The organism is Nocardia asteroides, from assembly GCA_019930625.1.
Taxonomy (GTDB): Bacteria; Actinomycetota; Actinomycetes; order Mycobacteriales; family Mycobacteriaceae; genus Nocardia; species Nocardia sputi.
Genome location: CP082844.1, coordinates 6,007,865 through 6,022,759, shown reverse-complemented (window position 1 = coordinate 6,022,759; position 14,895 = coordinate 6,007,865). Strand labels below are relative to the sequence as shown.

Annotated in this window: 16 protein-coding genes and 2 pseudogenes; 9 read left to right on the top strand and 9 right to left on the bottom strand. The window is 64.1% G+C overall.

The window, feature by feature from the left end; genetic code table 11:
- Nucleotides 1-57: 57 nt before the first annotated feature.
- Nucleotides 58-876: an RNA polymerase sigma factor SigF gene (locus K8O92_27320; GenBank protein ID UAK31458.1), complete on the bottom strand. Its 819-nt coding sequence runs from the start codon at nucleotides 874-876 to the stop codon at nucleotides 58-60.
- Nucleotides 877-1,077: 201 nt separating this feature from the next.
- Nucleotides 1,078-1,260 (bottom strand): hypothetical protein, encoded by a 183-nt coding sequence (locus tag K8O92_27315; GenBank protein ID UAK35974.1) that lies wholly within the window; start codon nucleotides 1,258-1,260, stop codon nucleotides 1,078-1,080.
- A 104-nt stretch (nucleotides 1,261-1,364) separates the two neighbouring features.
- Here K8O92_27315 and K8O92_27310 point away from each other — a divergent pair.
- The 6 genes and pseudogenes from K8O92_27310 to K8O92_27285 all read left to right on the top strand — a co-directional run bounded on the left by K8O92_27310 (nucleotide 1,365) and on the right by K8O92_27285 (nucleotide 6,424).
- Nucleotides 1,365-2,171 (top strand): annotated as a pseudogene (locus K8O92_27310) (IS5 family transposase).
- 311 nt (nucleotides 2,172-2,482) lie between these two features.
- Nucleotides 2,483-2,974 carry a hypothetical protein gene (locus K8O92_27305; GenBank protein UAK31457.1) on the top strand — a complete coding sequence of 164 codons (492 nt, stop codon included), beginning with the start codon at nucleotides 2,483-2,485 and terminating at the stop codon, nucleotides 2,972-2,974.
- Between the two features lie 510 nt (nucleotides 2,975-3,484).
- A complete protein-coding gene (locus K8O92_27300; protein ID UAK31456.1) occupies nucleotides 3,485-4,366 on the top strand; it encodes a hypothetical protein in 882 nt (293 codons plus the stop codon).
- A gap of 434 nt (nucleotides 4,367-4,800) precedes the next feature.
- A complete protein-coding gene (locus K8O92_27295) occupies nucleotides 4,801-5,037 on the top strand; it encodes a hypothetical protein (protein ID UAK31455.1) in 237 nt (78 codons plus the stop codon).
- Nucleotides 5,038-5,145: 108 nt separating this feature from the next.
- Entirely contained in the window at nucleotides 5,146-5,631 is a 486-nt protein-coding gene (locus tag K8O92_27290) for a transposase (protein ID UAK31454.1), read from the top strand.
- A complete protein-coding gene (locus K8O92_27285; GenBank protein UAK31453.1) occupies nucleotides 5,582-6,424 on the top strand; it encodes an IS3 family transposase in 843 nt (280 codons plus the stop codon). The genes K8O92_27290 and K8O92_27285 overlap by 50 nt, the downstream gene beginning before the upstream one ends.
- A 27-nt stretch (nucleotides 6,425-6,451) precedes the next feature.
- Here K8O92_27285 and K8O92_27280 read toward each other — a convergent pair whose 3' ends face one another.
- The 6 genes from K8O92_27280 to K8O92_27255 all read right to left on the bottom strand — a co-directional run bounded on the left by K8O92_27280 (nucleotide 6,452) and on the right by K8O92_27255 (nucleotide 11,220).
- Nucleotides 6,452-6,769, bottom strand: a complete 318-nt coding sequence (locus tag K8O92_27280; GenBank protein ID UAK31452.1) for a hypothetical protein — start codon at nucleotides 6,767-6,769, stop codon at nucleotides 6,452-6,454.
- Between the two features lie 377 nt (nucleotides 6,770-7,146).
- Nucleotides 7,147-7,680 (bottom strand): SRPBCC domain-containing protein, encoded by a 534-nt coding sequence (locus K8O92_27275; GenBank protein ID UAK31451.1) that lies wholly within the window; start codon nucleotides 7,678-7,680, stop codon nucleotides 7,147-7,149.
- Nucleotides 7,677-7,964 (bottom strand): helix-turn-helix domain-containing protein, encoded by a 288-nt coding sequence (locus K8O92_27270; protein ID UAK31450.1) that lies wholly within the window; start codon nucleotides 7,962-7,964, stop codon nucleotides 7,677-7,679. The genes K8O92_27275 and K8O92_27270 overlap by 4 nt, the downstream gene beginning before the upstream one ends.
- Nucleotides 7,965-8,308: 344 nt before the next feature.
- Nucleotides 8,309-9,079 (bottom strand): IS30 family transposase, encoded by a 771-nt coding sequence (locus tag K8O92_27265; GenBank protein UAK36108.1) that lies wholly within the window; start codon nucleotides 9,077-9,079, stop codon nucleotides 8,309-8,311.
- A 369-nt stretch (nucleotides 9,080-9,448) separates the two neighbouring features.
- Nucleotides 9,449-10,561 carry a glycosyltransferase gene (locus K8O92_27260; protein ID UAK31449.1) on the bottom strand — a complete coding sequence of 371 codons (1,113 nt, stop codon included), beginning with the start codon at nucleotides 10,559-10,561 and terminating at the stop codon, nucleotides 9,449-9,451.
- 158 nt (nucleotides 10,562-10,719) lie between these two features.
- A complete protein-coding gene (locus K8O92_27255; protein ID UAK31448.1) occupies nucleotides 10,720-11,220 on the bottom strand; it encodes a TetR/AcrR family transcriptional regulator in 501 nt (166 codons plus the stop codon).
- Between the two features lie 144 nt (nucleotides 11,221-11,364).
- Between K8O92_27255 and K8O92_27250 the strand changes: the two genes are divergently transcribed.
- Nucleotides 11,365-11,763 carry a nuclear transport factor 2 family protein gene (locus K8O92_27250; protein ID UAK31447.1) on the top strand — a complete coding sequence of 133 codons (399 nt, stop codon included), beginning with the start codon at nucleotides 11,365-11,367 and terminating at the stop codon, nucleotides 11,761-11,763.
- Between the two features lie 233 nt (nucleotides 11,764-11,996).
- Nucleotides 11,997-13,005 (top strand): annotated as a pseudogene (locus K8O92_27245) (site-specific integrase).
- Between the two features lie 192 nt (nucleotides 13,006-13,197).
- On the opposite strand, the gene K8O92_27240 reads toward K8O92_27245, so the two are convergent.
- Nucleotides 13,198-13,512, bottom strand: a complete 315-nt coding sequence (locus K8O92_27240; GenBank protein ID UAK31446.1) for a GNAT family N-acetyltransferase — start codon at nucleotides 13,510-13,512, stop codon at nucleotides 13,198-13,200.
- A gap of 101 nt (nucleotides 13,513-13,613) precedes the next feature.
- On the opposite strand from K8O92_27240, the gene K8O92_27235 reads away from it, so the two are divergent.
- Entirely contained in the window at nucleotides 13,614-14,321 is a 708-nt protein-coding gene (locus K8O92_27235; GenBank protein UAK31445.1) for a hypothetical protein, read from the top strand.
- The last annotated feature ends 574 nt before the right edge of the window (nucleotides 14,322-14,895 follow it).

The following is a 14,895-nucleotide window of genomic DNA, read 5'->3' as shown; positions in this document are numbered from 1 at the left end:
CGAGTCGAAGGTCTGTGAGTCGGTCTCAACGCTGACGGCCATTCCGCGACTGGCTGATCAGTCGCTTAATGCCGTCTCGCGCAACGAGTTCAGGGTCTTGGCCAGGATGCGTGAGACCTGCATCTGGGAGACGCCGAAGTGCTCGGCGATCTGGATTTGGTGTTGGGATTCGAAGAATCGCATGAACAGTACCTCGCGTTCACGCTCGGGCAGCGCGGCGATCAGGGGTTTCACCGCCAGGCAGTCCTCGACGGTGCGGTAGTCCGGCTCCTCGGCGCCGAGAGCATCCAGCAGCGACAACGGCGTGTTGTCGTTGTCGTAGTCGGCGGTCGCGTCGATCGAGGAGCTCTGGTAGCCGTTATGGGCGATCATTGCCTGGGTGACATCGACTACGCTGACGCCGAGCTGTTCGGCGATCTCGCCAGCTTTGGGCATGCGACCCAGTCGCTGCAACAGCATGTCGATCGTGGGCCCGATGCTCTGCTGGATTTCCTTGAGCCGCCGCGGTACTCGCACCGCCCAGGTGTAGTCGCGGAAATGGCGGCGGATCTCGCCCATGACGGTTGGTACCGCGAAAGCCAGGAACGTCGCCCCGTGATCGGGATCGAAGCGGTCGACGGCGCCCATTATCCCCACCCGGGCGGTCTGCAGGAGATCGTCGAAGTTCTCGCCGCGGCCGGCGTACTTGCGAGCGATGTGTTCGGCCAGTGGCAGGCATCGCCTGATCAGCACCTCCCGCAGGGCAACTCGGCGCGGGTCGTCCACATCCAGCTCGGCCAGCTGGGCGAACAACGGTTCGAGGTGGTCGTAGTTGTCGCTGCCGCGGCGCGTGTGCGGAGTCCTCGCGGGGGAAGTCCGTGTCGACTTATCGGTCATCGGTGCTGCCTCGGATCCAGCTGAATCGGCGATGGTTGGCTACCCGGACAACCGCAGTGATGAACGGGGTGGGGAGCGACGATCGAGGTCGATGAAGGTCGCCAGGACGCGAGGTGGAGCCAGACCGAAATTGCCTCGGCCTGGCACGGGGTACGGGGATGCCGGCACCGATAGGGCCGGGACATCCGTCGTGGTGTCGTGTTACGGGCTGGGCTGGGGCAGGTTGCAGTTGTTCACTTTGGGGTTGACCCCTGCGTAGTTCAGCGGTCCCGCGAGGACGGTGACCGCGATCGTCCCCAGGCTGGCGCAGTTCTGGTCACGCTCGGTGAAGTATCCGCGTTGACCGGCGGCGACGACACCGATGATCAACCACACGAGCACCAGCAACGGCACTAAGACCGTGTCTCATGTCGCTGTGACTGGTTATCGGTGGGTCGAGATGGACTGTGATCGGTTGTGGTGCATGATGTTCGGCCGTGTCGGACAAGTTGTCGAAGCGTCTCGTTCCGGACGAGCTTTGGGCGATGGTGGAGCCGTTGCTGCCGAAGTTCGAGCCACGACCGCAGGGTGGGGGTACTGCTCCGACCGACGAGCGGGCGGTGTTCACGGCAGTGGTATTCGTGCTGACCAGCGGGTGTGCGTGGCGGATGCTGCCACCGCCATTCGGGGTCACCGTTCCAACGGCGCACCGCCGGTTCACGGTGTGGACCGAAGCCGGTCTCTGGCGGCGGCTACATCGCGCGATACTCGATGAGCTCGGCAGCGAGGGCTTGATCGACTGGTCGCGTGCAGTGATCGACGCAGCAAGCGTCCGGGCGAAAAGGGGGGATCTCTGACCGGCCCGAGCCCGGTTGACCGCGGCAAAGTCCGGCTCGAAAATCCACCTACTGTCCGATCGGGCGGGAATACCACTGTCGGTGGCGGTTTCGGCGGCCAACACCAACGATGCCGAGGCATTGCGGCCGCTGGTCAAGGCGGTCCCCGCGGTTCGGTCGCGGCGCGGTCCGCGTCGGCGCAAACCGGCCGAACTGCATGCCGACAAGGCGTACGACACCGCCGAGCTGCGGCAATGGGTGCGTGATCGGGGTATCGCCGTCCGCATCGCGCGCAAAGGCATCGAATCCTCCCAGCGCCTCGGCCGCCACCGCTGGGTCATCGAACGCACCATCTCCTGGCTCACCGGCTACCACCGGCTCAACATCCGCTACGACCGCAAAGCCACACACTTCCCTGCGTTCCTCACCCTTGCCGCGGCGCTGACCTGCTTCAAGAAGCTGACGAAATACGCCACATGAGACATCGTCTTAGCCGCAAAGCCGAGTTCCGTGCTACGGCCGGGTGCCAGGTGAGTGCGGGAGTCGTCCGCACCGTGTGTTATTCGGTGCAAGTCCATACGCTGTACAGTGCGTCGGCACCTTCACCACCACACGCCAACTCCCTTTCCGCGCGGATCTTCTCCCGCAGCGGTGCCGGATAGCGGACGTTAAGTCGATGTTAGGCCGATTGCAAGTCTGCGCCACAATCATTGTCGGCAGGTAGGTATAGCTCAGGCGGGAGTTGACACAACATGAATCAACGAGCGAGCACGGCTTTCGGGATTGCCGCAGTGGGAATCGTGGCCGCGGGGTTACTGGCGCCGCAGGTCGCCGCCGATCCAAACCCGCAGCGACATACGCTCGCGCCCGGTGTCTGGTGCGTGGGGACGACTTGCCGCAACGACACCGATCAGACCCATCGTATCGATTGGGATGCGATCTGCTGGAATCTCGGAGCGACGCAGGAGTGGGTCACGGTTCCGGGGCAGCATACCTGGGTGGGACCGCACAACTGGGCGGGCCTGAACGCGGAATGCCCAACCGAGCAAGAACCGGGCAAGTGGGTGCAGGACCCGCCCTACTACTACAGTCCCCTCAACGATGGCCTGGGCTACTACACGCATCCGCAGCCGCGCTGGGAGTCCGGTGACATCCACAAGGGTGTGGTCCGGGATGCACGGTACACCGATGCGGTTCCGGATAACTCGCAGCCTCCCGCCCCCTCACCGCTCCAATCTCTCCTGAATCTCCTGGGTCTTCCCAGCGGGTCGGTGGCCGGCTGAACGAGTCCCTCGGCGAATCCGGAGGCTTCATCTCCTGGAGAGAATCGAGTCGGGACGTAATTTCTTCGGTGTGTCGATGGACGAGCAGATCCGGTAAGGGGCTGCCGAGGCTCGCCGCGACGGGCTGCAGCTGGTCGGTGAGGGCGGTCTGCTGGCGCGGATGACAAAATTGGTGGTGGAGTCCGCGCTCGGGGGCGAGATGGATGATCATCTCGGTTATGCCAAGCACCACCCCGGCTGGTCGTGACGGGGGGAGCTCCCGTAACGGCAAGCGGGCCAAGACGATCGAGGCCGGGCCGGTGGAAATCGCGGTGCCCAGGGACCGGGAGGCGAGTCCAACCGCTGGAAGGGCGCCCTGAAGGCCTTCGAGATCACCTTCGACGGACGCCTGTCCGCCGGCCGCAACTAACCCGAGTCAACAACCGAAAGGAAAGTGGGTTACACCGAGACTGGACAGACCCCGTATCGTGACCGAGCCGAGTTCCTTGATGGCATGGGTCGAGGAGACAAGTGTGGATCAATAGAGTTCTTGTCGATTTCTTTCGCAGACGGGTTGCCCCGCCGGTTGCTCAGCTGGAAGAGGTGGGAAGAGCCGATGGGGAAGTCTTGCATGGGGTCGCCGACGAGCTGCGAAGGGATCTACAGCAGCGACAAGAGGTCGACCTGGAAGCTCAGCGCCAGATCCTCAGCGAGGCCGGTGGCGGTGGGGGAACAACGAAGGGCAGCGCCCCTGAAATCACAGCTAGATCTGACTTTCAACCGCTACGCGAGGCACTTGGGCCGCTCGTGGAACATATGTGGTTCTCTAATCGGGAACCCCGCTTCACATTCCCGGATACCATGCTTCGCTCGGAGATCGAAGCGGCTCGGATCCAGTTCGCTGCGTTGCGGCCGAAAGTCGAACAACTCGGCTTCGGTGATTGGCACCGCGAAGCCATGGAGAGAATTTCCTGGCAAATGGCGGACGCCCCTTTGGCCAGGTACGCAAACCCGTACGGTTCATCGGTCACGGATGCCGACTTCGAAGGGATAACCGGCTGGGTCGACGCCGAAGGCGTTCTTCATGCCGTGGTGCACAGGACGGACCGTACGCCCGCTGGAAACGTTATGTTCGGTCGCATGATGGACAGCATCGGCGATCAGGTACGGGCCATCGAGGGTTGGTGGTCACCCGGACGCGGGCCGTCCGACAACCTCGCCAGTTTCAACGCAGCTGTACGGGATTCGCATCTCTCACCAGAGGATGCCGCACGCAGCAGTACGTTCACCGGAAAGATGGCCAGCCGATACGGATTCACCGACGTGAACATCGTCGCGATGGATGGACGACCTGGCGAGTGTCGTAGTGTCAGGGTGTTGTTCACCAGACCCGACACCATGACATCTCCTTAGATGCGTCTCCCCCCGTGCCGATGCCGTCTGCTGGTTAGCGACCCATGCGCTGCAACCGCGGAGACGAGTCTGCAATGTCCAATCGCCGGATTGCTCGCGGATGCCCCCGGCGACTACCCTGAGTAGCGGCCTCACCTGCGGCTACACCATATCCGTCCAGGTTTTCAGCAAATGCTACGGCGACCCTGGTAGCAGCAAAGGTGAATCGCAGGTTTCCGGAGCAACTCCTTAGCGACAGTTTTCGCGTTGGGGCTCGACTCTGGCGAAGCGCCCGGTGAGAGCTTATTTTTTTCCCAGCTAGCGATGGATGCGAAGCGACTGGACCCAGCCCCCGCGACGATGAATCGGCCGCAGCTACGAGACAAATCTGCTGCTTCGAAGCTATCGATCAGCTATGTTCAGTGCAAGCCCGTGTCAACACGTGGAGGCAGAGCATGGCGGTCGGCACATTCAGGTATCAGAACTCTTCTGGGTACTCCGAGCAGATTCAGAACCCCGAGGAGTACCGCACCTACAACATCGAGATCACGCGAGGGTCGGTAGAGAACAACACCAACGCCACGGCCCGCATGTACACCGAAGAGGACGGCCGCGGAAACTCCGACTACCTCAACCCCGGAAACAGCAGGTACATCACCACCAGCTACCGAAGCTGCGTTTTCACGACCTAGCCATTCCATCACCGTCGGTCGAACCGTCACGGGTTCGAGACCGGCTTCGGTTTCAGACCAGCGCCGTGAGGTTCACCCCGGGTAGTGGACACCGAGTTAGCAGGATCGATGGTTCTGCTGGTAAGGATGTTTGCTGTGCCTCCTCGTAAACGTCGGTCGTATACGACCGAGTACAAGGTCGAGGCTGCTCATCGGGTGATCGACACTGGTCGCACGATCGCCGATGTGGCCCGAGAGCTGGGGATCGACGCCGGGATGCTGAGTACCTGGGTCAGAGACGAACGCCGCCGCGTCGAGGCAGCCACCGGGCAGGGCGAGGAACCGTTGTCGGCGCCGGAACGCGCCGAACTACAGGCGCTGCGAAAGCGAGTCACCGAGCAGGACAAGGACATTGCCTTCCTCAAAAAGCCTCGGCGTACTTTGCCGCGATGCAGAACAACCGGCCCGGTTCGATCTGATGGCGAAGTACGCCGCCCCCGACACCGCGGCGGTTGCCCACACCGCCGGGACTCCCACCGCGCCGCGACGGTTCGGTGTCGCCCGGATGGCGCGGCTTCTCGAGGTCTCGGCCTCGGGGTTCTACGCGTGGCGTAAACGCCGGGCCGCGACAGCGCCCACACCCCGGCAGCGGCGCCGTGCGGATCTGACGATGAAGATCCTGGACGTGCACGCCGATTCCGAGGGCACCTACGGGTCACCGCGGATCACCGACGAGCTGCGTGAGCGCGGGGAAAGGGTGAGCGCCAAGACCGTCGCGAAGATCATGGCCGAGATCGGGATCGAGGGCATCAGCCCGCGCACGTTCAAGGTCGCGACCACGGTCGTCGACCAGGGCGCGTCGTTCCCGCCGGACCTGGTGGCACGCGCGTTCGACCAGGGCCGCCCCGATGCCGTGTGGACCAGCGATTTCACGTATCTGAGCTACGGTGAGGGCGAGATGTATCTGTGCGCGATCCGCGACGGGCACACCCGCCGCGTCCTCGGTCACCTCGTGGCCGACCATATCGGCGCCGACGTGGTCGCAAACGTCATCGAGCAGGCCGTCAACACGCGCGGCGGACAGGTCGCCGACACGATTCTGCATTCCGACCGCGGCGGCGAATTCACCGCCACCTTGACCGCGCAAACCTGCGCCCGCCACGGGCTGCGCCGCTCCATGGGCGCCACCGGCATCTGCTGGGACAACAGTCCCGCCGAATCGCTGTGGTCCACCTTCAAACACGAGTTCTACTACCGCCACACCTTCACCCACAAGACCGAACTCGTTGCCGCGGTTGACAAATGGATTCACCGATACAACATTTCCCGGCGACACTCCTCGATCGGCGGGATCAGTCCCCTCCGCTACGAACAGTCAATATCGACAGACGCGGCGAACGCCGCGTAACCAACTGTCCACCATTCGGGGTGAACCTCAGTCGGCACCCTTGGGCCGATGGCTCAGGTACCGATAGTGGTGACCGAAGAACTTCTTAGCCTGAACGCGCAGACACACCCATCGCGTATCCGATCCGATCCACCATTCCCAGTCCGCCCCGACCCGCGCCTCTTCCGGTTTGCTGGGCTTGTGCACAAGTATCTGCGGGAACTGTTGGTTCAGTTCGAACAGCACGTAGTCGGTGATGGATTCTTCACTGGGTGCCAGGCCACGCGGTAGTCCATGTTCGAGGCGTCGCCATGTGTCCACGGCCAGATAGTCCATTGCCGCCGTCAGATCGGAGTGTGTCGCCATGCACCGATCATGGGGTGTGAACCTGCCGTCGTTACAGCGGCGCCTATTGCCGGACATGTTGTCCGAAATAGGCAGGCGCCGCAGCGATGGGATGCTGGTGGGAGTCGATCATGTTGATGCATCGCTCTCGATAGTTCTTTGCGGGCGGGGTGCTGCGGCACTCGAGTGTCCGAGACATCCGGCCTGATCTGTCTTCGCCTCGACCGCCCGCGTGTGGTGGTTGCCGGTGGCGGCGGCCATGATGGTCACCGCCAGGATCCAGCTACGGAAGGTCCTGTAAGTTGCTGCGGACTTCGACAAGAGCACCAGACATGCGACACTTCTGCAGTTGAGTTCTTCGCAGCGCCGGGCTCATATCGATGTCCGTTCAGATCGGCTCAGTCTTGACCGGCGGGCATATGCTCCGCCGCCCAGCGCCGGCCCGGTTCCGGATCGACGCCGAAGCGCTCGGCGTAGCGTTCGTGGAGATCCTTCCACGGCTTGTGTGCCTCCTCGTCGGAGAGGTGCCCGCCAGCCAGGTGGGGTTCGAGTCGCGAGAGGTAGGTATGCCAGCCAGTTGCGGTTTGCGCTGCCGGCAAGTCCTCGATGTGGTCGATGACGTGAGTGAAGATCAAACGACAGCCGCCTTCCTCTTCGGCCAATTCGAAACTCTGTGGCTGGCCGGCGTACGTCCACGCCAGGCGGTGCGGTGCATCGACCTCGGTCACCTCGAGGGTCGCACCGCCGAGGTCGATGGTCTCGCCCGCTGTCGGTGTCCAGTCCGCAGCACCTGGAAAGAACCGTTCGAGTTCTGCCGGCGTGCTGACCGCCTGCCATACGCGCTGGATCGGGTAGGCGTAAGAGCGGTCGAAACGCAGTGCACGTCGCCCGTCGATCGTCTCGAGTGTTCCGTAGGCTGTGGTGTCGGTCATGGGATGTCCCTTCCGGGTGTCTGTGACCAGTGGTCGGTGATGGCTTGCAGGGGTGTGGTGTTGGCGAAGTGGTATTTGTGGCGGCCGTCGTTGACCGCGAACACGAGACCGGCCTCCTCGAGCACGGCGAGGTGCTGCGATATGGCCTGACGCGATGAGGTGATTCCGTGTTTCATCGCCAAACGGCTGCACAGTTCGAACAGCGACTGACGGTCCTGGTTGATGAGTTCGTCGAGAATGGTTCGTCGGGTCGGATCTGCGATCGCCTTGTAAACGTCGCTCACGAGAGTGAGAATAGGCAAGTGCCAACTTGCCTGTCAAGACGTGCGGGAACCTCCGCAGGTGATGCAGGCCCTGCTCGGGCTCGGCGCGACGAGCCTGCGATGCGTCCGGCCCGGTTCTCGGCGGTGCCCCGTGTCAGGGTGGCAGAGAAGAAACCATATGGATATCCACCACCACCATGCGCCGTCTCCATCCCTCACACCGCTATTACTGCCGACGAAGGCATGCTGTATCGCCGCGCGCAAGCGCCGCCGGGATCCCAACCTTCGCGCCTTGCGCAACGCGGTTGCGTTTCGGCCACCGAAAAGCGCTGTCGTACATTCGGCTCGAGGCAGCCAGGGTGGATTCAACTGGTCGACGCAACATTTCGTTGTTGAAGCGATCGTAGATGCTGCTCCATAACCTCGGCTGGAGTGCGCCATCCAAGGACCTTCCGCGGTCGCGCATTGAGCGCGGAAGCGACCGCTGCGATATCCCGCTTGCTCCACCGTGACAGATCCGTTCCCTTCGGAAAGTACTGGCGTAGAAGACCATTCGTGTTTTCGTTGGTCCCGCGCTGCCACGGGCTATGTGGATCAGCGAAGTAGACCGCGACCCCCGTAGTGGCCGTCAATTCCGCGTGGGCGGAGAGTTCCTTTCCCCGGTCCCAGGTCAGGGACTTCATCATGTTCGTGGGCAGCTTCGCCAGTGCCGCCGCGAGTGCTTTGTTCATCGACACTGCCCCGTAACCGCTGAGCGCGGGACCGTTCTTTACCGGAACGCTCTCGCGCCATCCTCGTTCGCGGGGCAAGTGAACCAGCATCGTGAATCGAGTACTCCGATCGACGAGCGTGGCGATCGCGGAGCGTTCGGCGCCGATGATCAGGTCGCCCTCCCAATGCCCAGCGACCGCGCGATCGTTTGCCTCGGCGGGTCGTTCGCTGATCAACACGTCCGGGGTCACGTGCGCCCAGGCCACACGCTTTGAGCGTGCCCGCGGCATCCGCAACGCGCGCCCGGTCCTCAGGTTCAAGATCAGTTCACGGCTGAGCCCGCCCCGATCCTCGATGTAGAGCGCCTGGTAGATCGCCTCGTGGCTGATCCGCATCGACTCATCGTCGGGGAAATCGATGCGCAACCGCTTGGCGATTTGTTCGGGGCTCCACGCCTGCACCCAGCCTCGGTCGGCGCGATGGGGCCTGTTGCGGCCGGTCCATTTCTCCGTCTTCGGACCTTGACCGTTCTTCCGTGCGCGTCGGTGATCCGGCCTGCCAGGCGCTCCTGGACGTAGTCGCGTAATCGTGGGTTATCCAGGAGCTTGGCGGTTTTAGGGCGGCGGGCGAACAGCTCAGCTTTCCACTGCGCCACCGATGCCCGGTAGTGCAACTTCCCGCCCCTAGTCGCGGCGTTACGCCGCAGCTCACGCGAAATCGTGGATGGACTGCGGCCAAGCGCTTGGGCGATCTGACGGACGCCACTGCCCTGGGATTTCAGCAGCGCGATCTCTTCACGCTCGGCAAAGGACAGGTAGCGGCCGCTTGGCTGCGGCCACGAATACGGTGACATCCCGCCAGCATCGCGGAACCAACGGCTGCCCTTGACTGGCGATACCCCTACTGCGACACCGGCTTCGCCGGGGAGCATGCCCTCGGCGATCTTGTCCCAGAACAACCGCTCCACGGCCCGCGGTAAACCGGGAGCTCCCGGCGACCGCATCGGCGCTCGTCCAGTGACCTCTCGCATCCAATCCGATGGCCTTCCCACACACCCTCCGTGACCTCGGGTGTTGCGTCCACCGGTTGAGGCTGAGCCGTGCACCCAACACTGAATCGAGCGTGGCGGCGTGCTCACGGAGTTCAGTGATCGATGCTTTGCCGCATTGATGGATCACGTTGGCGCGCTGTAGCAGCCACGGCAACAGTTCACGCACGACCCGATTGATCTGTACCGCGCCCTGCGCACCACCGGTGACATAAACGGTCGGCAAGCTGCGGTCGAAACCGTCAGCGCCCACAGCGACGACAGCTTTGTCAGCGTCGCCGTCGAACAACTCCGGCCGCACAGGATTACCAATGATGGCGGACTTCGCCGCAGCGCGTCCCGGTAGCAACGTCAGACTGGATTCCGACGACAGGGCCACGCGGTTGGCGAGACGGGCCAGCAACCGATTGGCCAGGCCCACACGGACAGTCTGCTCGTGCACCACCAACGGCCGACGCCGCAACCACGCCGCCAACCCGACCGGCACGGTGACGTACCCACCGGTCGTGAGCACCACATCCGGCCGGAACCGGCCCACCGTCCGCCAAGCCTCGGCGATACCGCGCGGCAGACGCAACATGTCCACAACATTGTCGCGAGTAACCATCTTCAACGGATTGGCCGCGCGACGGATCTTGCCTGTCGCCACCGCAGCGAACCGGATACCCTCGCTGGCCGCGATCCTCGATTCCAACCCGCCGGCCTGCCCGACCCACAACACGTCGAGGCGACGCCCGCTGCTGGCCAGTTCCTCACGCAGCGCGCGCACTGTGGTGACCGCGGGATAGATATGCCCACCGGTACCACCAGCAGCCACGATCAGCCGAACATCCGAATGCCGCGGACCTGTCGATCTCACCGCCCCTCCTCACCAAGCCACCGCCTGGTGCAGCCAGTTGACGATGGCGCCGCTTACTGGACCCGCTACGCCTCCGGCCCACGAGCCCGGAAACCGTCCGGCTGGGCACCTCGAACCCGCGACAGTTGATTACGAGACCCTGCCAGTCCGGAGCCCCTTCAAGGCGGGATGGCATCAGCAGTCTGGGACACCAGGCCGGTGCGCAGCAATGCCACCAGGCGGCGCGCATACTCGACGTCGGCTCCCGAGGCGAGCGCTACTCCACTGGCCAGCGTGAGCACGTCGGCTGCGGCAAGGCCTGGGCACAACACCGGCCGGGCGTGATCCACCAGATCGGCGGCGGTCGACGTGATCGAGGCATGCCATTTCTCGAACAGCGGCGTCCGACGATCACCGGACCCCTCAGTCGCAGCGAGGGCGAGCGGACGCTTCGTCGCCACATGCACTACGAACGCGTCGAGCCAAGCGAACAGGGCCTCAAGTGGCGACCCGGCGTCGATCAGTTCCGCACCGCGGCGGCACAGGGCGGTGACCTCGTCGCTGTACACGGCGACGAGCAGGTCCGCGCGAGTCGGGAAGTGGCGGTACAGCGTCGCATTCCCGACGCCGGCGCGTCGCGCCACCTCGTCGAGGGCGACGTCGGCGCCCGCAGTAGTCATCAGTTCCCGAGCGGCCGCAAGCAAACGCGCGTTACTGCGCGATGCGTCTGATCTGGGGCCACGCTTGTTATTCGGGGACATCCCCGATTACGGTACAGCACATGAAATGGGGAGATCCCCGATTAAGTATCGGAAGGCTGCACAATGTTGACCACCGAAGACCAACTCGCCATCACGGACCTGATCAACCTGCACGGACTTCTCACCGACCGCGGCGACTTCGAGGGGTTGCGCGCCGTGTTCGCCGAGGGGATCACCTATGACGTGAGCGCGCTGGGTGGCGGCGTCCTGACCGGCCTGGCCGGCCTCCGCGCAGCCGCCTTATCGTTGGGCAATGGCAATCCGGTAGCCCACCATGTCACGAACATCGTGGTTACCGACGCCGGGGATGGAACAGCACACGCACACTCCAAGGGGATCGGCATCATGACGGACGGGTCGGTCGGCAGCGCTACCTACGAGGACACCGTCGAGCGGACCACTCTCGGCTGGCGAATCACCCACCGTGTCATTCGGCCTCGTCGCGTACCGCTGCAACCCTGACTGATCTCGGGTGTGCGACAGACGGTCTCGGCACCACCAGGCCAAAGGTTTCGGGCCTGTTCAACATGGCGCTGACGGCCCGCCTATATCGCGTCCGATAAAGGCCAGCCGAGAGATATCCCGGATAACGGCCTGTTATCCGGGATATCAACGGGTCCGGCCAGCGGCGATCCTGCCGCGGCGACGACACGACCCGGCCCCGTTATCCGGGGCAAGGCGGAGAGGTGGGCCCGATGGCGGCGACCGTGACCCGGATCCACACCGCCGCGCCCCGCACTCTGCGCGGATCGGCTGAAGCGTTCCTGGACACCATCGGGCCCGGCAACACCTGCCGCGCCTACGGCATCGCGGTCGTCCAGACCGTCGATGCGCTCGACGTCCGTGATGCGGACGGACTGCCCGGCCCCAGCCGGACCCTGGACTCGGTCACCGACGAGATCGGCGCGGCCCTGGAATCTCACTGGGGCCAAGCGGCGGTCAACACCTGGAACCCGCGCCGCGCCGCGGTCGCAAAATGGCTCTTGGTGCCGTCGGCAAGGCTGGGACGCCCCGGCAGTCGGCAGTCCCGGCGTCGGCCGCGCGATCGACTCCGCCGGACTCGGAGACACCGGTGCGCTCGCGGACCGCGATCGACCGGCTCATCTCCCGTCGCGAGATCCATCTGCGGGAGAAGACCCTGTGGCGGATGCTGTATGAAACCTGCGCTCGCACAGAGGAACTGCTCCAGCTCAACATCGGAGACCTCGACCTGGCGGGCCGGTGCGCCCGGGCGAAGTCCAAAGGCGCCAAACCCCGCACCCGCCGCCACGGCGCCACCCACCACGAACACGTCCTCGAAACGGTCTACTGGGACGCCGGCACCGCCCGGCTACTGCCCCCGCTGCTCCGCGGCCGCAACCATGACCCGGTATTCGTGACCCACCGCCGACCCGGACCAGGGAAATACCTCGCAGACCGCGACACCTGCCCGGACACCGGACTCGCACGCTGTCCTACGACCAGGCCCGGGATCTCCTCGACGCCGCCACCGCCACCGACGGGCCCGGAACCGGATGGGACCTGCACGAACTCCGGCACTCCGGCCTGACACACCTCGGCGAATCCGGCGCGAGCCTGCTCGAACTGATGGCCAAATCGCGTCACCGCAAGGCCGAGAACCTGCGCCGCTACTTCCAGCCATCTCCCCAGGCCATGCGCGAACTGACCAGCCTCATCGGCCCCGGCACCTCCCGCACCCACTGACCAGCGGCTACGCCAAATCCGCCCGAAATTCGGCCGATACTACGGCGACCCCGTCACGTCCGCCTCGGAGGCCACTACAGCTTCCACCTGCCCGACCTCGGCGCCAATCACCGGCCCTCGCGGGATCCGGACGCCCCGACGATGACGATGACAACTGAGCGTTGAAGCGCGTTGGGTTCGGGCGTTAGCTTGTCAGGAGAACTCGTGTCTCATCTCGATATCTGCCAGTGAAGAGTCTGTGCGCCTCGGCTTCTGCTGCCCTGTGGGTGTGAAGCCCAGGCGAGTGTAGAGGTCGTTCGCTGGTTTGTTGTTCTCACGCACCCAGAGCCTGATCTCTCGGTAGCCGCTGTCACGCGCCCAATCGAGCGCGGCACGTACCACCATGTCGCTGGTGCCGGTCCCGCGAGCTTCCGGCGCTACCCATACCGCACACAATTCCAAGGCACCGGCCTGCTCGTGGGAAACGAGACCGGAACGTGCGACGGGCAGGCCGTCGCGCATCGCCATGAACGTTTTTCTTCTCTCGAGCCCGGCTCTGACCTGCGATTCCGTAGGTTCACCGCGTCGAACTGCTCGTCGAGCCGTTCGCCGGCGGCGCGTCGACCGCCTTGCGTCTTGTCGGCGCCGGCATCGTCGATCGAGCACTCCTGGCGGATGCCGATCCTCTCGTAGCAGCATTTTGGCAGGTCGCTGCCGGACGTACCGACGAACTGATCGACCGAATCACCGATGAGCACAAACGCTTTATCGCTCCCGGCGGTGCGACCGCCCTCAAGCGCTGGGACTACTGGCGATCCTGGAATCCTGTCCCCGGATACAGCCGGGCAGCGACCGACTTGGAACTCGCGACGAAGTGCCTGTTCCTCAATCGCACTACGTTCTCCGGAATCCTGCACGGACAAGCCGGGCCGATCGGCGGCCGCGCCCAGACCTCCGCCTACGGAATCGGGTGCCGATTCAACCTAGAGCCCCTCACCGAGCGCCTCCGCTATGTCGGCCACCTCTACGACACCGGCCGCATCACCGATGTATGGCGCGCCGACTGGCGGGAAACCCTCAGCGGGGTTGCGTCTCACTACAAGACACTACTCCCGAACCGGGTGGTCGCTTACCTTGATCCCCCGTACCTCTCGAAGTCCGGCAAGCTTTATCGGCGCTCGTTCGACTCGACCAACAAATCCGCTGAGGCCGACCTTGACTGGGTGTCGATGTTTCAACACGAAAGGCTCGCGGAGTACCTGCGGCGCCACATTCAGTTCCGGTGGATCTTGTCTTACGACTTTGACACGCGCCTTCTCAAGGACGACGCCCTATAGGCCGCGAAACGCTTGCATCCCGACAGGGATAGCCGGGAACTCTTAGGCACCAAGGCCTGGCGGATCGTCAGGAGAACCGTCACGCTGAACTACACCGCATCATCACGCAACGGGCGCCGGTCCAGCGCAGGAACTTCTCCTGACCACGTTGCCATCGGAGACCGTTCCATCGAGCGAGGATCTGCGCGCCATTGACTGAACGGGCTTGGCGATGAAATGAGGCCGTCATATCGGGGACAGGCGGCGTGCGGAGATGCCGCTGCGGCTCTCTCGTCGATGAAGCGCGCGCACGAGCGGCCACCGTCGGACCCGGACCGCGAGACCGACACCACGTACGCATCGAATCATGCACTACCTCCAGGGTTTGTAAATGCTCCAACCCTTTGTATGAGGTTGCTGTTCGTCCTGGCTACACGAAGTGACCCGAACGGTGCTGAGCGACCCGCAGATCCGTCGGTACGTGCGGCATGCCGACGGATCCACTCGGCCCACTCGCAAGCTGCGTCGGCGTCGGCACCGTCGAGCCGAGTGGCCCGCGCATCCACTCGTCGGCGTACTCGCGCACGGCCGCGAC

Bases quoted from the DNA above. Each gene is read 5' to 3' on its own strand.
- K8O92_27320 (UAK31458.1), bottom strand. From the start codon at position 876: ATGACCGATAAGTCGACACGGACTTCCCCCGCGAGGACTCCGCACACG.
- K8O92_27295 (UAK31455.1), top strand. From the start codon at position 4,801: ATGGCGGTCGGCACATTCAGGTATCAGAACTCTTCTGGGTACTCCGAG.
- K8O92_27290 (UAK31454.1), top strand. From the start codon at position 5,146: ATGGTTCTGCTGGTAAGGATGTTTGCTGTGCCTCCTCGTAAACGTCGG.
- K8O92_27285 (UAK31453.1), top strand. From the start codon at position 5,582: ATGGCGCGGCTTCTCGAGGTCTCGGCCTCGGGGTTCTACGCGTGGCGT.
- K8O92_27280 (UAK31452.1), bottom strand. From the start codon at position 6,769: ATGGCGACACACTCCGATCTGACGGCGGCAATGGACTATCTGGCCGTG.
- K8O92_27275 (UAK31451.1), bottom strand. From the start codon at position 7,680: ATGACCGACACCACAGCCTACGGAACACTCGAGACGATCGACGGGCGA.
- K8O92_27255 (UAK31448.1), bottom strand. From the start codon at position 11,220: ATGACTACTGCGGGCGCCGACGTCGCCCTCGACGAGGTGGCGCGACGC.
- K8O92_27250 (UAK31447.1), top strand. From the start codon at position 11,365: ATGTTGACCACCGAAGACCAACTCGCCATCACGGACCTGATCAACCTG.
- K8O92_27240 (UAK31446.1), bottom strand. From the start codon at position 13,512: ATGGCGATGCGCGACGGCCTGCCCGTCGCACGTTCCGGTCTCGTTTCC.